Source organism: Paenibacillus sp. R-74696 (genome assembly GCF_055814915.1).
This window is the reverse complement of the sequence record NZ_JBPULM010000018.1, coordinates 195750-211436: the sequence shown is the minus strand read 5'-3', so window position 1 is coordinate 211436 and position 15687 is coordinate 195750. Positions and strand designations below refer to the sequence as shown.

Here is a 15687-nt window from a genome sequence, read left to right as displayed (position 1 = left end):
ATGCTCAAGAGGGAGAAAGGATAGGACGAGGCGGAAATGGGACTATGGTTTACAGTACTGGCAAGCGGTTCAACGGGGAATGGCACAATTATCAATAATGGCGACAAGATGGTACTCGTCGATGCGGGGCTTAGCGCCAAAAAAATGGAGGAGCTCATGAAGGAGCGCGGAGTGTTCGGCCATCAGCTGGATGCGCTGTTCGTCACGCATGAGCACTCCGATCATATTAAAGGGCTCGGCGCCTTTGCGCGCAAGCACGAGCTGCCTATTTATGCGAATGAAGCGACTTGGGGCGCGATGGAGCGGCATGTTGGCAAAATCGATGCCGATAAGCGCATCGTGATCGAGACAGGAGATACGCTTAATTTTGGATCGCTGCAAATACAGTCTTTTCCGATTTCGCATGATGCTGCGGAGCCGGTTGGCTATACGTTCGTCGATCAGGGCGTTAAGCTGAGTCTGGCGACCGACCTAGGTTATATGAGCGATAAGGTGAAGCAGGCGATCATCGATTCGGATGTGCTGGTGCTGGAATCCAATCATGATACGGAGATGCTTCGTATGGGGCGTTATCCATGGAATACGAAACGGCGCATCTTAAGCGACGTCGGACATTTATCCAATGTAGCGGCTGGGGAAGCGCTCTGCGAGCTGCTGACTGACCGGACAAAACGGGTGTATTTGGCCCATCTTAGCCTTGATCATAATTTAATGGACTTAGCGATGCTAACCGTTAATAATATATTAGAAGACAACGGGATTTTCTTCAAAAAAGAGGACTTCCCCCTGCGGCATACGTATCACGACAAGCCTACGCCATGGGACGAAGTGAAGAAGAAATAAGCTTCTGAAGCTGTTCATCCATTTGCCCGTCAAGCTGGCTAGTCTTGGCTTGTAATTCCTCTAGTGTGATAATGCCTTTCTCTAGCAGAAGCTCTAGCAAAGCGCTTAAGGTTAGAACGGTACGATAGTGCTCCTCTTTCAAATCTGCGAGCATTGCGCCGAGCTGCACGTGCTCCCAAGCGGATGGGATGGAAGAAGGTTTTTTCATTAAAATCAAGCTCCTTTGGCAATGAAATAGAAAGCTGATCGTCCTAAAATGATTTTTCCAAAATATAAGCATGTATAAGTTTCCCCTTATACTCCGCTTATATTTCACCGCGAAACGTTAGCTTTACCGCCAGAGGACGGCGACAGCCGTTTACGCTTGGCTGCAAATTGTAATCTATTATTATTGTAGTCCAATCTTCCGAAATTATTCCTAGCAGCATTGATTTGGATCGAGAGATATACCAAATAGTCTTGATGTCGGCCGGACATCGAGAGGAGAGATAGATATGGGATTATTCGATGACGATTTCTATTCGACGAAAGTATCCAGACGCACACGCGCCTTCAGCAAGGAGCGGCGCATCTTGTCGAGCAAGCAGACGAGGCGGAATTGGTCCAGTGTGCGCATTGCCTTTATCTCTTCATCTACGAGCGCAATAGCGGCTGTGCTGCTGTTCGGGCTGTTCTTTAATGGTGGAGTTGGCGGCAGCGCCAAAGTGCAGGCGGTTTCCACGGCGAAGATGTCGGGTGACAGCGAATCGCTGGAAATGAAGACGATTCAGGCTTCGGCGAAGGTTAGGCCGGCAGTTGTCAGCGTGATTAATGAACAGCGGCAGGTTTTCAGCATGGGCGTTCCAAATGAAGAAGGCGAAGGCAGCAAGGCTGAAAGCAAAGACAGCACGGAGAAGAACAGCCTGCAGCAGGCTGGCGTTGGTTCAGGGTTTATTTTCAAAAAAGAAAATGGCAAAGCCTATATTATGACAAACTATCATGTCACCGTCGATGCGGATGCGCTTAAAGTGACGCTCATTAGCGGCGAGCAGCGCGCGGCGAAAATGGTTGGCGAAGATCAAATTTCTGATCTGGCTGTTCTGGAAATCGACGACAAGGGCATTGATACCGTTGCAGAAATTGGCGATTCCTCTGCCCTGCAGCCGGCTGAATTCGTCATTGCCATCGGCAATCCGCTCGGATTGGGCGATTCCTTATCGATGGGTATCGTGAGCAAAACACGTCAAATCGTGCCTGTCTCGCTGAACCAGGATGGCAACTATGATTGGGAGCAAGAGGTTATTCAAGTGGATGCGTCCATCAACCAAGGCAACAGCGGCGGCCCGCTCATTAATCTCGATGGTCAGGTTGTCGGCATCAACAGCATGAAAATCGCAGATATCGGCGTGGAGGGTCTCGGCTTCGCCATTCCGACGAACAATGCGATGCCAATCGTAAGCGATTTGCTCGCAAAAGGCTATGTGCCGCGTCCGTATTTGGGCGTGTACACGATGGACTTGGCGCAATATTTTGCACAGCAGGGCGGTAGCGCTGGCGGGAAAGCTGGCGGGAAAGCTGGCAGCTCGAAGGATGGCAGCGATGAAGAGGCTGAAGGAGCGGGGCAGCTTATTTTGCCGGAGGATGTCCGTGCTGGCGTCATCGTGCTCGAGGCGGTTGGTCCAGCGAAGGATGCTGGCCTCGTCTTCAACGATGTGATCGTCAAGCTGGATAAGCAGGCCGTTGGCAGTACGATGGAGCTGCGGAAGTACCTTTATTCCAAGAAGCATATCGGCGACAAGGTGGAAGTGACCTTCTACCGGGACGGCAAGCTGACAACGGCGCAATTGGATTTAACCGATAAGGTGGAAGAATAAAAATCGTCATCCTATTAGGGAGAGCGGTCGTGAACAGGGAGGAAGCCTGTTGCGGCGGCTCTTTTTTTTCTGACTGATAGGTTCTGGCTTCACATTATGCAGGTTGTTTGTTATGCTAACGGAAGGCAAAGGGACAACACCCTGATTAAATCAAGCAGAAGAGGAAGCGAACCAACTATGTATTGTGTATGCAAAAAACACGTGGAGCTAGCGATCGATAAGTTCGTTGATGAGTACGAGGACGCGCCGGATATCGTAGATTTGAAGGAAACGGAATTTGCAGACTGGGACCCGCCGCGCAAATGCGATTTATGCGAGGATGGGGCACTGTTTCTTGTCGTATAGCATGAGTTCAATTATTAATTATTGAAAATAGGATGAAGATAAAGGGCCTTTCTCAGTCATTTTTATGACTTTGAGTAGGGCTCTTTTTTTAATGTTTTCTTTTTTTTGATGAAAGGGCAAACCGGGTTTGCATATTGGGCGTTATCTCTTAATAGAAGCTATTTTTAGATGGGAGAATGATGAAATGAGAAAAGGAAAAAGCTTGATTGTCGCTTTTGTAATTTGTGCATTCCTTGTAATGCCATTTGCCACGGCCACTGCCGCGGAGGAAGGTCAGAAGGCGGGCGAGCAGGTACAGACCTATGCTCAAACGGCGGAGTCGCTAGGCTTACTGGTTGGAGAGGGAAAAGGTGTGAACGCGGCTTATCTGGCCAAAAAGAGCACCCGAATCCAGGCAGCGCTTATTTCGCTTCGTCTGCAAGGTAAGCTTGCGGAAGCGCTCGCCTATAAAGGCAGCCGTACCTTTGCGGATGCCAGTCTGGCAGGAAAGAGCAATCAGCCGGTGCTTGCTTATTTAAAGGATCATCCGCAAGCAGGATGGTCCGGCTCGGGTGGAGCGAAGTTCGACCCGCTCTCACCGATCAGCTCGCAGCAGTTGTATAAGGCGATATTGGAATCAATGGGCTACAAAGTAGGGAGTGACTTCCAATACAAACTCACCGAATCATTTGCCGCTGGCAAAGGTCTTGTCCAGATTTCCGGAACTGCCGCATTGACCAACAGCCATATCGCTACTGCGCTGATCGAAGCACTCTCTGCGACTACAGCTCATGGTCATTCGCTACTCGATAGGTTGAAGGCGGAAGGTGTTATTAAGGACACGGCGCTGGCCAGCAGCGAGCAGATTGCCTTGCGCTCAAATGAGAAGCTGGGCACCTATTTCACTGACGGAAAAGGACGCGCCTTGTATTTGTTCACGAAGGATGCGCAGGATCTGAATGCTTGCACAGGCTCATGTATTGAAAATTGGCCTATATTTACCTCTGAGAGTTTGCAAATTCCGACATCTCTTAACGCAGCTGATTTCACTATGCTTACACGCAAGGACGGTACGAAGCAGTGGATGTACAGGGTGAAGCGGTTTCGGATGTTTGGTTTGTAGCCAAGCCGGATTATTCCGTAATGCTTGGAACGAACAGCGTGCTGGGTCATTATTTGACAGATAGCATGGGACGCACGTTGTACTATTTTGACAACGATGCTCCACAGACAAGCGTATGTGAAGGCCAATGTCTTGTTAATTGGCCAGCATATAGCATAGCAGGAGGCAGTGTACCATCCACCTTGTCCAAAGCTGATTTTGGCTCCATCAAGCGAGTGGACGGAACAACTCAGGCAACCTATAAAGGATATCCGTTGTATACGTTTATTGCTGACAAAGCTCATGGCGATACGATGGGGCAAGATGTGAATAACGTTTGGTTCGTAATCGATCCGGCGAAGTTTACAGGTACTACTGCCGGGGAAGCGGCTGCTTCAGCTGCATCGACAGCCAAAACGTATCGTGTTGATATTAAGGATTTTTCATTTGGTTCTGGCCCGTTAACGGTGGAGGCTGGATCGACGATCATCTTCACCAACCTGGACGATATGAAGCATAACGCAGTGGCCAAGGACGGAACCTTCGCCATTCCGCTGATTGGCAAAGGTGAATCGGCTTCCATTAAGCTGGATAAGCCAGGAACGTATGATTATTTTTGTGAGCCCCACAAAAGTTTTATGACCGGCCAAATTATTGTAAAGTGAGGGATAGACTATTATAAAGCATATTCGAATGTCAGCTTCTTGGCTGACGGTGGCTGCGATGTTGATTCTAACTGCTTGTGGAAGCTCGAGTACATCTTCGGAATCTGATGCTAATCAGGTGCCAGCAAGCAGCAGCAGTCCTACAATGGAAGCATCACCAGAAGGAAATCAGACAGGAACAGCAACTGAGACAAATGTTGAGACTAACACCCAAAACGGCAACGCAGAGATTAAAACGGAGAATCAGCCTCATAAAGAACATGAAGCTAAACCAAGCGATACAGCCCAAACCGATAAACCAGATGAAATAGCTGCAGAAAATGCAGACAAGCCGTCAACGGCGAAGAAGGATGAAACAACAGGGAGTGGAAGCGGCACGACATCGGCTCACAAGGACACTAGTGCAAAAGAAACGACAGCTAAAAGCGGCAATGCAGCAGCATCTGCGAGTCCGCAGGACAAGGTGAGCGTAAATAAGCCAACCCTAACGCCTAAGCCAACCCCTAAGCCTGTTGCTACACCAGAGGCGAGTTCCAGCAGCTCAACACCGGCATCTGCCAAGCCTACAGAGACGCCGAAGGCAGAGCCTGCTAGCGTTACGCATGTCGTTGAAATTGTAGACTTTGCGTTTTCGATTGCCGAATTGGATATTAAGGTTGGAGACAAGGTGGCGTTTATTAATCGGGATAAAATGAAGCATACAGCAACCGCGGATGATAAATCTTTTGATACGGGTCTGCTCGGCGAAGGTGAAAAAAAGATCATTACCTTCGATAAAGAGGGAGATTTCAGCTATTTCTGCACCCCTCACCCAGGCATGACGGGCTTAATTAAGGTGACGGCCAGCTGACCATTTGCTTTAGTAGAAAGATGAATAATTATAACTATGCCGACTTGGGGGCCCTGCGGTATGCGGAATCATTCCGATTATGAACTGATGCTGCTCGTAAAGCGAAAGCGGCATGATGCTTTGTCCGAGTTGTATGACCGTTATGCGGCATTGGTATATTCCTTTGCCCGAAAAGCGGTGAGTAACGAGCAGGCCGCCCGTGAGATTGTACAATCTGTTTTTGTACGGCTGTGGACGACCGAATCGGAGTACCATTCAGAAAAAGGGCAATTTAAGAGCTGGCTGCTGACGATAACCCGCAACCTGGCAACGGATTGGCTGCGTAAGCAGCGCAGGCAGGAGGCTGATATCATTTCCTATCTCCCAGAGGAGCTGGAGCAGTTCGTTGATAAACGGGCTGCTTCACCTGAGGAATATGTGGAGCGTGAATCGCTGAAGGCTCAGCTCCAAAGCGCCTATCGCTTTCTGTCGAAACAGCAAATAGAGCTTCTGGAGCATTTTTATTGGCATGGATATAGCCTGAGCGAGTTAGCTGCCCGTTATAAGGAGCCGCTTGGAACAGTCAAAAGCAGATTGCATCAAGCATTAAAAATATTACGCAGACATCTGGCAGTTGAAGGGGAGGGATGACAGTGGAGGAAAAGAAGCTTTGTGATTTGACGCTAGAGGTTCTGTCAGGAACTTGCACCGAGGAGGAGCAGCTTGCCTTTGAACGGCATCTCTCCGGCTGTGAAGCTTGTCAGGTCGAAATGGAAGAGCTGCGTATGGCATGGGAGGCAATTCCTGTCGATATGGAATGGTTGGAGCCACCAATGGATTTGAAGCAGCAGGTTATGGATGCGGTGCTTGCGGCTGAGGAGCAGCAGGGAGCGGAACAAACAAACAAGATGGACGGGACAAACAGGATAAGCTGGCGTAAGCGAAGGAAAAGATCATATATGGCCGTATCGGCCGTTTTGCTGTTGATCATGCTGACAGCCAGCTTGCTCGGGAATGTATGGTTGTATCAGGAAAAATCAAGCCTTCCGCTGTCCATTGATCAAGCGCTGAGCTTGCCCGCAGCCGAAATACAGCAAATGGTGCTGTTGGAGACGGTCGCGCAGCAGGGGGAGAGCTCAGGCGTAGTGTGCGTTGTGGGAAGCGGACAAAATACGCAGTTTGTTGTCTATTTGTTTGGTGCTGCAAAAACAATTGGCGAAGAGTCTTATCAAGTATGGATGGTTAAGGATGGCGTTCGCCAAAGCGCCGGAACGATGCGTGTCGCCAACGATCAGGGTGTTGCTGTATTGGCCGTCCCCCTAGCATCGGAGACGCTGTCATTTGACTCCATCGGTATTACGCTGGAACCGGATGATCAGGGCGCGCAGCCAAGGGGCAAGCAAATATACCGCTCAGTCTAACAAGTAGCAGGTGAGACCGCAGTGAATATAGAGTATGCAGCAAAAGGGGCGCCTCGGAGTCATTTTCATGACTTATGGGGCAGCCCCTTTAAACGGTGACTAGCTTTATTTTTTGAGCAGCAAATAAGCAAAATAAGGTACGCCGATTAGCGAAACCATAATGCCTGCGGCAATGCCGTCCGGATCGACGAGATTGCGTCCGACTGTATCGGCCAGCAGGAGGAGCCAGCCGCCCATCAAGATGGCGACGGGGATAAACAGCTGGTTGCGCGGGCCGACAAGCGACTTGGCGATATGCGGCGCCATAAGGCCGACGAAGGCGATACCGCCGGTCACAGCTACCGCTGAGGCAGCAAGAGCGACAGCGGTCAGCAGTAGGACGAGACGCTCGCGCTCGACCCGCAGGCCGACGCCAATGGCGGTGGGCTCACCAAGTCCAAGCAGATTCAGGCGCGTGGATTTGTACAGCGTGAATGGAATCAAGATGGCGAGCCACGGCAGCAGCGACCAAATGAACGGCCAATCGGTCCCCCAAATGCTTCCCGCCAGCCACTGGGCAATAAACGTCACCTTCTGTCGTTCTGCCGCCGAAATAATGACAATCATAATGCCGGACAGCGCGAGCGAGAAGCCGACACCGGTCAGAACAAGCTTGACGGGGTTCAGTCCCTCCGAACGGCGGTAGGAGAACAAATAGATCAGCCCCGCTGTTATGACCGCGCCGATAAAAGCGACCAGCGGCAAAACATAGACGAATGAGCCGACATCTATCGGAACATAAAGAAAAAAGATCGCGATGGCGACGCCCGCGCCTGAATTAATGCCAATAATGCCGGGATCGGCAAGATCGTTGCGCGTAATGCTTTGCAGGATAGAGCCGGACAAAGCTAGTGCCATGCCTGCGAGCAGCGTAATAATAATGCGCGGCATCCGTACTGAGAACAGTACGAAATTTTCTTTAAACACCCCATCGCCGAGCAGGACCGGAATGAGCCGATTATAGGACAGTGACGAAGCGCCTAGGCCCATGCTGACAATGGCAGTTGCAACAATAAGCAGCAAGCTGGACAGGACGATGAGCCGTTGTTTTCGAATAAGAGCAGTTGGAATCATGAGCGTTTTCCCCCTCCTTTATTTACGACAAACAGGAAGAAAGGCAAACCCATCATCGCAACAATGGCAGCAACGGGCGTCTCGTATGGCGCATGAATGGTACGCCCCATCGTATCGGCCAGCAGCATGAAAGAAGCGCCTGTAATGGCGGATAAGGGCATAATGGCACGGTAATCGGTGCCCGCGAAAGTACGGACAATATGTGGGATCATGAGGCCGACAAAGGCGATATTGCCGACAAGGGCGACCGATGCGCCAGTTAGCACAATAACGACAACGAACAATAAGGCTTTAATCAGCACGAGCCGTTGGCCCAAGCTAACGGCCACATCATCACTGAGACTCATAATGGTGAGCTGCTTCGAGAGCAGCAGTGCGATTACAACCCCAATAATAATAACGGGAGAAATCGCTTGAACTTGATCCCACGTCGTACCAATTAGCCCTCCAGCCGTCCACATGGACACATCCTTGGATATTTTAAAATAAAGACCGACCGCTTCGGATACGGCGTACAGAAAAGCAGATACCGCCGCCCCGGCAAGAATGATTCGGGTAGGGGACAGCTGGCCTCTGCGCATGGCACTAAGTAGCAGAACGAGAGAAGCGCCCAGCGCCGCGCCAAAAAAACAGGCCAACATAATGCCGAACGTGCCTACGCCTGGAGCAAAAGCTAGGATAAGTGCCAGCGCCATGCTCGCCCCCGAGGACAGGCCAAGCAGTCCCGGATCAGCAAGCGGGTTGCGGGTAACGCCCTGCATAATGGTTCCAGCCACAGCGAGCGCGGCTCCTACCAAAATACCGGCTACCTCACGCGGCAGCCGCAGCTCACGAATGATGAGAATGCTGTCGCTCACCTCATCTGAAGCAATCGCCAGCCATACATCCTTGGCGGTAGCATCTGCCGCGCCATAAATTTGCGATAGTACAAATAAGACGACAAAGATGAATAGACAGCCAATCAGTTTGAAAATAAAAGGGATGGAGCGCTTCTTGTTCTTCATCAGTATCTCATCCGTTCCTTCCGTCAGCATACAGAAGGAACTCTTGCAGGAAGAGTTCCTTCAACATATATGGATGAAGCATTAGCCCAGCAGGCTCTTAATGAAGAATTCCAGCTGATATTCCAGCGTAATCGGATCGTTGAAGTAGAAGGCTTTCGCATTGACTTCGTAGAGATGGCCATTTTTCACGGCAGGAATATTTTTATACGTATCGGTGTTCTGGAACGCGTTGTCGGCATCGGGATTTTTGCTGAAAATAACATAGTCGCCCGCATATTGCGGCAGCACTTCAGCGGACAAGGCGTAATAGCCGTCCTTCAATGCCATTTCTTTTACTTTCTCCGGCATGTTCAGCTTCATTTCCTGATACAGAATTTCAGTGCCGCGTCCCCAGTTGTCGCCAAACACATAAAGCTGCTTATCGAAGCTTTCAATAACGGAAATGGTGGAAGCTGCACCGATTTTCGCTTTAATGTCTTCGCCGGCTTTTTGAGCGCGAGCCTTAAAGTCTTCGACCCAAGCAGTTGCTTCTTTCTCTTTGTTGAGCAGCTTGCCGATTTCGAGCTGCTGTGTCAGGTAGTCCACTTTACCGTAGGTGTAAGTAATTGTTGGGGAGATTTGCTTCAGCTTGTCCACATTTTTGAGGGTGGATAGGCCGATAATCAGGTCTGGCTGAAGCTCGATGATTTTCTCCAGGCTTTCGTCGGTTACCGCTTCAACATCCTTCAATGTCTCTTCGAAGTTAGGGTTCATCTTGGACCAGTCGTCTACGCCGACGAGGTTTACACCCAGCGCCATCACGTTACCCGCATAAGAGGAAAGCACGATTACGCGCTGCGGGTTTGCCGGTACCTCGACAGGACCTTGCTCCGATTGGTACGTTATCGTTCCCGTTGCCGCTGGATCTGTGGAAGCCGCTGCATCGCTGGCTGCTGGTGATTCCGATGGTGCAGTAGATGCCGCTGCATTGCTGCCTTTGCCGTTCGATGCTGCATTATTGCTGCAAGCGCTAATCACGAGCATAAGGATAAGTAGGAATGGCAGAAAAAGCTTCTTCAATGAAATTCTCTCCTTTGTTTTAACGCCGTGGCGTCTGTAAATCATTTTGACGGACTCGAAAAACTTCAAAATACTGTGAATGACTGTAATGCGGCAAGACCCCCAAAGTCTTTAAGCCAAATTGTTGATAATGATTCTCATCATCACACTTGCAAATTTTAATGCGTGTTGCTCTGCTTGTCAAGATGTCGGTCAATATTAACATTGACATGAACCTGACAGCTCGATATATTGAAGGTAACTTGTTGCAGGGCGAGAGATTATTAAAATCTGTTAATGCGAATCCGTGGATTCGTTAGTGGCGCACTCTTTTTCGAAAGGGAGTGTGTTTTTATATTTTACCCGCAAAACGGTAGCTTTGCCGCCAGAGGACGGCGGGTGCCGTTTGCGCTTTTCTGAATTTGATACCTAGGAGAATGAACGTGGACAGTGGAAGTAAGCAGCAGTTTCAGCGGAAAATGCAGGCGCGGCATATCGTTATGCTCTCTCTTGGCGGTGTTATTGGGACGGGCCTGTTCCTAAGCTCCGGTTACACGATTCAGCAGGCGGGCCCGTTTGGCGCGATTTTGTCCTATCTGGTTGGCGCCATCGCGGTATATCTCGTTATGCTGTGCTTGGGCGAGCTGTCGGTACATATGCCGGAGACGGGAGCGTTTCACAGCTATGCGGCAAAATATCTCGGTCCCGCAACGGGCTACACCGTCGCTTGGCTGTACTGGCTCACCTGGACGGTGGCGTTAGGCTCGGAATTTACGGCGGCGGGGCTGCTCATGCAGCGCTGGTTCCCTTCGGTTAATGTCTGGATTTGGAGCGCGTTATTCGCTGCGTTAATATTTGTCTTAAATGCACGATCGGTGCGGTTTTTCGCGGAATCGGAATTTTGGTTCTCATCTGTAAAAGTTTTAACGATTGTGCTGTTTATTGTCATCGGAGCGGGAGCGATGTTCGGCATTGTGCCAATGGCGGATTCGGAGCCAGCACCCTTATTATCCAATATTACGAGCGCAGGGTGGTTTCCAAATGGAGCCTTTGCGATTTTATTGACGATGCTGGCGGTGAATTTCGCCTTCTCCGGCACGGAGTTGATCGGGATTGCAGCGGGAGAATCGGTGAATCCTGAGAAGACGATTCCGAAAGCGATTCGCACGACGCTGTTTCGTCTCGTTATTTTTTTCATTGGAACGATTGTTGTGCTGTCAGCCTTGCTGCCTATGTCGGAGGCGGGGGTAACGGAAAGTCCCTTCGTGACGGTAATGGAGCGGGTTGGCGTGCCGTATGCGGCGGATGTGATGAACTTTGTTATTTTGACCGCGATTTTGTCGGCGGCGAACTCGGGCTTGTATGCGTCTTCGCGGATGCTGTGGTCGCTGGCCGATAAGAAGACCATTTCGCCTTTGTTCGCAAAATTGTCGAAGCATGGCGTGCCGCTGAATGCTGTCATTCTGAGTATGATGGGTGGCGGGCTTGCGCTGCTCTCCAGTATTGTTGCGCCGGGCACGGTGTATATTGCGCTGGTATCCATATCGGGGCTGGCAGTTGTCGTCGTGTGGATGAGCATTAGCGCCTCGCAGTTTATGTTCCGCAGACAGTATCTTCGAGAGGGGAACTCGGTGGACAAGCTAGCGTATCGGACGCCTTGGTATCCTTTTGTGCCGATTGCTTCGTTTCTGTTGTGCTTAGCGTCCTGCATCGGCATCGCGTTTGATCCGACACAGCGAATTGCGCTGTATTGCGGGGTTCCGTTTATTGCGCTGTGCTACATTAGCTATTATGCGTTTTATCGGGTGAAGAAGTAGTGAGTGAGGCAGGCGTGAAGTGACTTGAAGTGACTTGAAGTGACTTGAAGTGACTTGAAGTGACTTAGAGTGACTTCAAGTGACTTGAGGTTACTTGAAGTGACGGGAAATATAGAGCTGAAAGAAAAAGAGATGGATAGATAGTAGGAAAAGGGGAGGAAAACGTTATGGGAAAGCCTAACGGTACTGCGCACAATGTTATAGAAGATATTTTACAGAAGCATGAGATTATGGTGCTCGATGGCGCAATGGCGACGGAGTTGGAACGGCATGGCTGCGATTTGAATGATGCATTGTGGTCAGCGCAGGTGCTGCTGTCACAGCCTGAGCTGATTTATCAGGTGCATCTGGATTATTACCGCGCAGGAGCGGATTGCGCGACGACGTCAAGCTATCAGGCGACGGTGGATGGTTTTCGCAAGCGCGGGCTTAGCGAAGAGGAAGCTTTGAAGCTGATCAAGAGCACAGTAGAGCTGGCGCGGAAAGCGCGTGATGATTATTGGGAGCAAGAGGGTGCGGATGCAAGTGCTGCTCAGGAGGGTAACGGTGATTTTTCATCTGGGACTGGTGTTCTTGCCACGAATAGACCGAAGCCGCTCGTTGCTGCTTCCATTGGGCCATATGGCGCTTATTTGGCGGATGGCTCGGAGTACGTCGGCAACTATGGCGTGACGGATGAGGTACTGACGAAGTTTCACCGTCCAAGAATGGCAGCGGTTATTGAAGCTGGTGCGGATCTATTGGCGTTCGAGACCGTTCCTTCTCTTCAGGAAGCTAGAGTGCTGGATGCTTTATTGAAGGAATTTCCGGGCGTGTATGCGTGGCTGTCGTTTTCATTGAAAAATGAAACGGCGATCAGCGAAGGCACTTCGCTGGCGGAATGCGCGGCTGCCTTCGCGCAAAGCGAGCAGATTGCCGCGATCGGCATGAACTGCGCCCCCGGCGCTGTCGTGACGGAGGCGATTAAGGTGCTTCGCACGCACTCGCAGAAGCCCGTTATTGTTTATCCGAATTCCGGGGAAAGCTATAATCCGGAGACGAAGACTTGGCATGGCGAAGGCAGCTGCCCGAGCTTCCTTGAGGAAGCGGAAGGCTGGTATGAAGCCGGCGCCCGTATTATTGGAGGCTGCTGCCGGACTTCACCGCAGCAGATTGAAGCGATCGCGAGGAAATGGCGAGCTTGAGATGCTTATTTGCGAAAGCCGGAGTCTGATTGATATTACTGAGTAATAGAGCCTATTGGACATGCGGGAATAATGTTTAGGTTTTTGATCCATAAGGTCAGCCAGAGAGCGGTCTGGTTGGCCTTTTTTTCTGGGCTTATAAAAGTGTTTTTGCGGCGGACGGATGGTATGATTGTTACTAATAGGACAGACCGATAAACAGGCTGCGAATAAAGGAGAAGTTGTCAGTGCAAATACAGATTATTTCAGTGGGCAAGCTGAAAGCGAAATATTTAACGCAAGGGATTGCGGAATATGCTAAGCGCTTGGCTCCATATGCGAAGCTAACGCTGGTTGAGGTAGCCGATGAGAAAGCGCCGGAGCAGCTTAGCGCGAGTGAAGAGCAGCAGGTGAAGGCGAAGGAAGGCGAGCGGATACTGAGCCATATTAAACAGGATACATACGTTTTCGCAATGGCTATTGAAGGCGAGATGTGGACGTCGGAGCAACTGGCGAAGCATGTCGAAGAGCTCGGTACGTATGGAAAAAGCCAGATCGCTTTTGTCATTGGCGGTAGCTTGGGGCTCGCTGATGAAGTCATGCGCCGCGCTAACATGAAGGTTTCTTTTGGGCGGATAACGTATCCGCATCAGTTGCTCCGCCTTGTGCTGATAGAGCAAGTATATCGGGTGTTTAAGATTGTGCGGGGGGAGCCGTATCATAAATAACGGCAACGCGATTGCTAGTGCTAGTTATTGTGATATAATAGGATAAAAATGTAAGTAATGAGGTGATACGATGGTTAAGAGAGAAAGAAGTCGTTCTTATCCGAGTGTTAATTTAGAAAAGGCAATTGAAGATACAAAACAAATTAGGACTCAATTAGGGAGAGGAAAGATTGATAAGGAACAAATATCAGTTGCTCTAGGTTATCAAAGTTATAATGGGAAATCTGGAACACGTATCTCTACAATGGTGCAATTTGGACTATTGGAGAAGAAGGATGGTTATTCTTTAAGTAAGTTGAGCGAGAAAATAACCCATCCTAAAGACAAAGTGGAACTAGATAGTTCAATCCTTGAAGCATTTAGGACACCTGAACTATATTCAGAGCTTGTAGAAAGATATCTAGGAGATGGACGTTTTCCGGATCAATTAGAGAACATTTTATGTCGTGACTTTGGAATAACTGCAAACGCAAGTCAAGATGCAGCAAGGAGATTTATTGAATCTGCAAATTATGCAAAGTTAATCGATGAGAATAAAATCTTTATTAACAGCAACAACGAAGAGCTGGGCTTGCATGAAGAAATTGAACAAACAATTTATATCCCGACGCCTAATAGACATCAAAGATTAGAAGTTGTTGACATGATACCTGTAACAAACGGCACAGATTCACATAACTCTCCTTTTGATAATGACAGAAAGCAGACATTTAACTTTACACTCACTGATGGTAAGTTTGCTCAATTAGTGGTTCCAACAGGATTGAAAGTAAAGGATATACAAATTCTTCGTAAGCAAATTGAATTATTGGAACTGCAAGTAGAGGAGGCATAATTATTGAATTTTGGTCGTGTCAGCTTAAACTCACTTCTAGAGGTACTTGAAGCAATTACGTGGAACAAGCCCTGCTCCCATCAAGATATTTTAGCATTTACAGGCCTTAGCAAGCCTACTGTAAACAATGCTTTAAAGATACTAATTTCTTTAAGCTTAGTAAATGAGGGGGAAGCCGAGAAATTTTATTTCGTAGTAGATGAATTTAATAAGCATTTATCCAGCCAAGATAAGATACTTGTTGTAAGGAAGTACTTACAGCATTGGAGTTTCTTTCAGGTTTTGTGTGGGTTTTTAGATAATTCTAAAGGACATAAGATCGCAATTAGAAAAACGCTGGCTTTTCTTAAAATTGATGAAGAGCATGCAGTTAGCGCTAAGAATGTTTTACATTTAGCCACAGATCTCAGTGTCTTGAGTTTTGAGGGAACAGAATACTATATTAGCGAAACGCTCAAGCATCCTCCGCATGAAACTGAAATAAATGGTATTGAACTAACCTCTGAAATGGCAGTACAGTTATTCCTATCCAAAAAATTGACTCCTGAGATATTCTACTCCTTAGAGAACCCTGAGAAAGAAAAACTAACAAAAGCGCTTTTAAATTACAGAATCGATCCTGAAAAATCATGCGAATATGCGGGGCAAGCCTTAGAAAATTACTTACGGTTAGTAGGTATCCATGCTGGAGAGGATTTAACCAGTTGTGATGGTATGGGACAAATAGCAGATTACCTAGGTAGTAAAGCAAGACTAATAATTCATCCAAGGCATAGAGAGATAGCTAAGACAGTTTCTACAATTAGAAATAGTTCAGCACATGATAGAGATAAGTTAACAAGTGATCCTTGGATAAAAACATCAGAAATAGCATTGGTTAATATTTTATTAGTAATTCAACTCATAAAATCAATTCATGGCTGGACAGTATCAAGATCACAAATTATATAAT

17 protein-coding genes are annotated in these 15687 nt (G+C 48.7%); 13 read left to right on the top strand and 4 right to left on the bottom strand.

Annotated elements, in window-relative coordinates; translation table 11 throughout:
- Positions 1 to 36 precede the first annotated feature (36 nt).
- Positions 37 to 843: an MBL fold metallo-hydrolase gene (locus tag ACSR9A_RS05275; RefSeq protein WP_473756054.1), complete on the top strand. Its 807-nt coding sequence runs from the start codon at positions 37 to 39 to the stop codon at positions 841 to 843.
- Here the strand turns inward: ACSR9A_RS05275 and ACSR9A_RS05270 are convergent.
- Positions 812 to 1051 (bottom strand): hypothetical protein, encoded by a 240-nt coding sequence (locus ACSR9A_RS05270; RefSeq protein ID WP_473756053.1) that lies wholly within the window; start codon positions 1049 to 1051, stop codon positions 812 to 814. The two genes, ACSR9A_RS05275 and ACSR9A_RS05270, sit on opposite strands and share 32 nt — an antisense overlap.
- Before the next feature lie 286 nt (positions 1052 to 1337).
- Between ACSR9A_RS05270 and ACSR9A_RS05265 the strand changes: the two genes are divergently transcribed.
- The 7 genes from ACSR9A_RS05265 to ACSR9A_RS05235 all read left to right on the top strand — a co-directional run bounded on the left by ACSR9A_RS05265 (position 1338) and on the right by ACSR9A_RS05235 (position 7037).
- Complete coding sequence (locus tag ACSR9A_RS05265; RefSeq protein ID WP_473756052.1) at positions 1338 to 2696, top strand: S1C family serine protease; 1359 nt, start codon at positions 1338 to 1340, stop codon at positions 2694 to 2696.
- A 177-nt stretch (positions 2697 to 2873) separates the two neighbouring features.
- Positions 2874 to 3041, top strand: a complete 168-nt coding sequence (locus tag ACSR9A_RS05260; RefSeq protein ID WP_338553732.1) for a CxxH/CxxC protein — start codon at positions 2874 to 2876, stop codon at positions 3039 to 3041.
- Positions 3042 to 3225: 184 nt separating this feature from the next.
- Positions 3226 to 4143 carry a COG4315 family predicted lipoprotein gene (locus ACSR9A_RS05255; protein WP_473756051.1) on the top strand — a complete coding sequence of 306 codons (918 nt, stop codon included), beginning with the start codon at positions 3226 to 3228 and terminating at the stop codon, positions 4141 to 4143.
- Positions 4101 to 4787, top strand: a complete 687-nt coding sequence (locus tag ACSR9A_RS05250) for a plastocyanin/azurin family copper-binding protein (RefSeq protein ID WP_473756050.1) — start codon at positions 4101 to 4103, stop codon at positions 4785 to 4787. Before ACSR9A_RS05255 ends, ACSR9A_RS05250 begins: the two co-directional genes overlap by 43 nt.
- A 28-nt stretch (positions 4788 to 4815) precedes the next feature.
- Complete coding sequence (locus tag ACSR9A_RS05245; protein ID WP_473756049.1) at positions 4816 to 5637, top strand: cupredoxin domain-containing protein; 822 nt, start codon at positions 4816 to 4818, stop codon at positions 5635 to 5637.
- 60 nt (positions 5638 to 5697) lie between these two features.
- Positions 5698 to 6267: an RNA polymerase sigma factor gene (locus ACSR9A_RS05240; RefSeq protein ID WP_473756048.1), complete on the top strand. Its 570-nt coding sequence runs from the start codon at positions 5698 to 5700 to the stop codon at positions 6265 to 6267.
- Positions 6268 to 6269: 2 nt separating this feature from the next.
- The gene (locus ACSR9A_RS05235; RefSeq protein WP_473756047.1) at positions 6270 to 7037 is read left to right on the top strand and encodes an anti-sigma factor; all 768 of its coding nucleotides are present in this window, start codon (positions 6270 to 6272) and stop codon (positions 7035 to 7037) included.
- Positions 7038 to 7142: 105 nt separating this feature from the next.
- On the opposite strand, the gene ACSR9A_RS05230 is transcribed toward ACSR9A_RS05235, so the two are convergent.
- From ACSR9A_RS05230 to ACSR9A_RS05220, 3 genes are all read right to left on the bottom strand, one after another.
- On the bottom strand, positions 7143 to 8150 hold the full coding sequence (locus ACSR9A_RS05230) for a FecCD family ABC transporter permease (RefSeq protein ID WP_473756046.1): 1008 nt from the start codon (positions 8148 to 8150) through the stop codon (positions 7143 to 7145).
- On the bottom strand, positions 8147 to 9154 hold the full coding sequence (locus ACSR9A_RS05225; RefSeq protein ID WP_473756113.1) for a FecCD family ABC transporter permease: 1008 nt from the start codon (positions 9152 to 9154) through the stop codon (positions 8147 to 8149). Before ACSR9A_RS05225 ends, ACSR9A_RS05230 begins: the two co-directional genes overlap by 4 nt.
- Before the next feature lie 81 nt (positions 9155 to 9235).
- Positions 9236 to 10213 (bottom strand): iron-hydroxamate ABC transporter substrate-binding protein, encoded by a 978-nt coding sequence (locus ACSR9A_RS05220; RefSeq protein ID WP_473756045.1) that lies wholly within the window; start codon positions 10211 to 10213, stop codon positions 9236 to 9238.
- Between the two features lie 422 nt (positions 10214 to 10635).
- On the opposite strand from ACSR9A_RS05220, the gene mmuP reads away from it, so the two are divergent.
- The 5 genes from mmuP to ACSR9A_RS05195 all read left to right on the top strand — a co-directional run bounded on the left by mmuP (position 10636) and on the right by ACSR9A_RS05195 (position 15686).
- Positions 10636 to 12009: an S-methylmethionine permease gene (mmuP, locus tag ACSR9A_RS05215; RefSeq protein ID WP_473756044.1), complete on the top strand. Its 1374-nt coding sequence runs from the start codon at positions 10636 to 10638 to the stop codon at positions 12007 to 12009.
- A 167-nt stretch (positions 12010 to 12176) separates the two neighbouring features.
- A complete protein-coding gene (mmuM, locus tag ACSR9A_RS05210; RefSeq protein ID WP_473756043.1) occupies positions 12177 to 13193 on the top strand; it encodes a homocysteine S-methyltransferase in 1017 nt (338 codons plus the stop codon).
- Between the two features lie 227 nt (positions 13194 to 13420).
- Positions 13421 to 13900, top strand: a complete 480-nt coding sequence (rlmH, locus tag ACSR9A_RS05205; RefSeq protein WP_473756042.1) for a 23S rRNA (pseudouridine(1915)-N(3))-methyltransferase RlmH — start codon at positions 13421 to 13423, stop codon at positions 13898 to 13900.
- 70 nt (positions 13901 to 13970) lie between these two features.
- Positions 13971 to 14735, top strand: coding sequence for a hypothetical protein (locus ACSR9A_RS05200; RefSeq protein WP_473756041.1), 765 nt, complete (start codon positions 13971 to 13973; stop codon positions 14733 to 14735).
- A 3-nt stretch (positions 14736 to 14738) separates the two neighbouring features.
- On the top strand, positions 14739 to 15686 hold the full coding sequence (locus tag ACSR9A_RS05195; protein ID WP_473756040.1) for a hypothetical protein: 948 nt from the start codon (positions 14739 to 14741) through the stop codon (positions 15684 to 15686).
- The last annotated feature ends 1 nt before the right edge of the window (position 15687 follow it).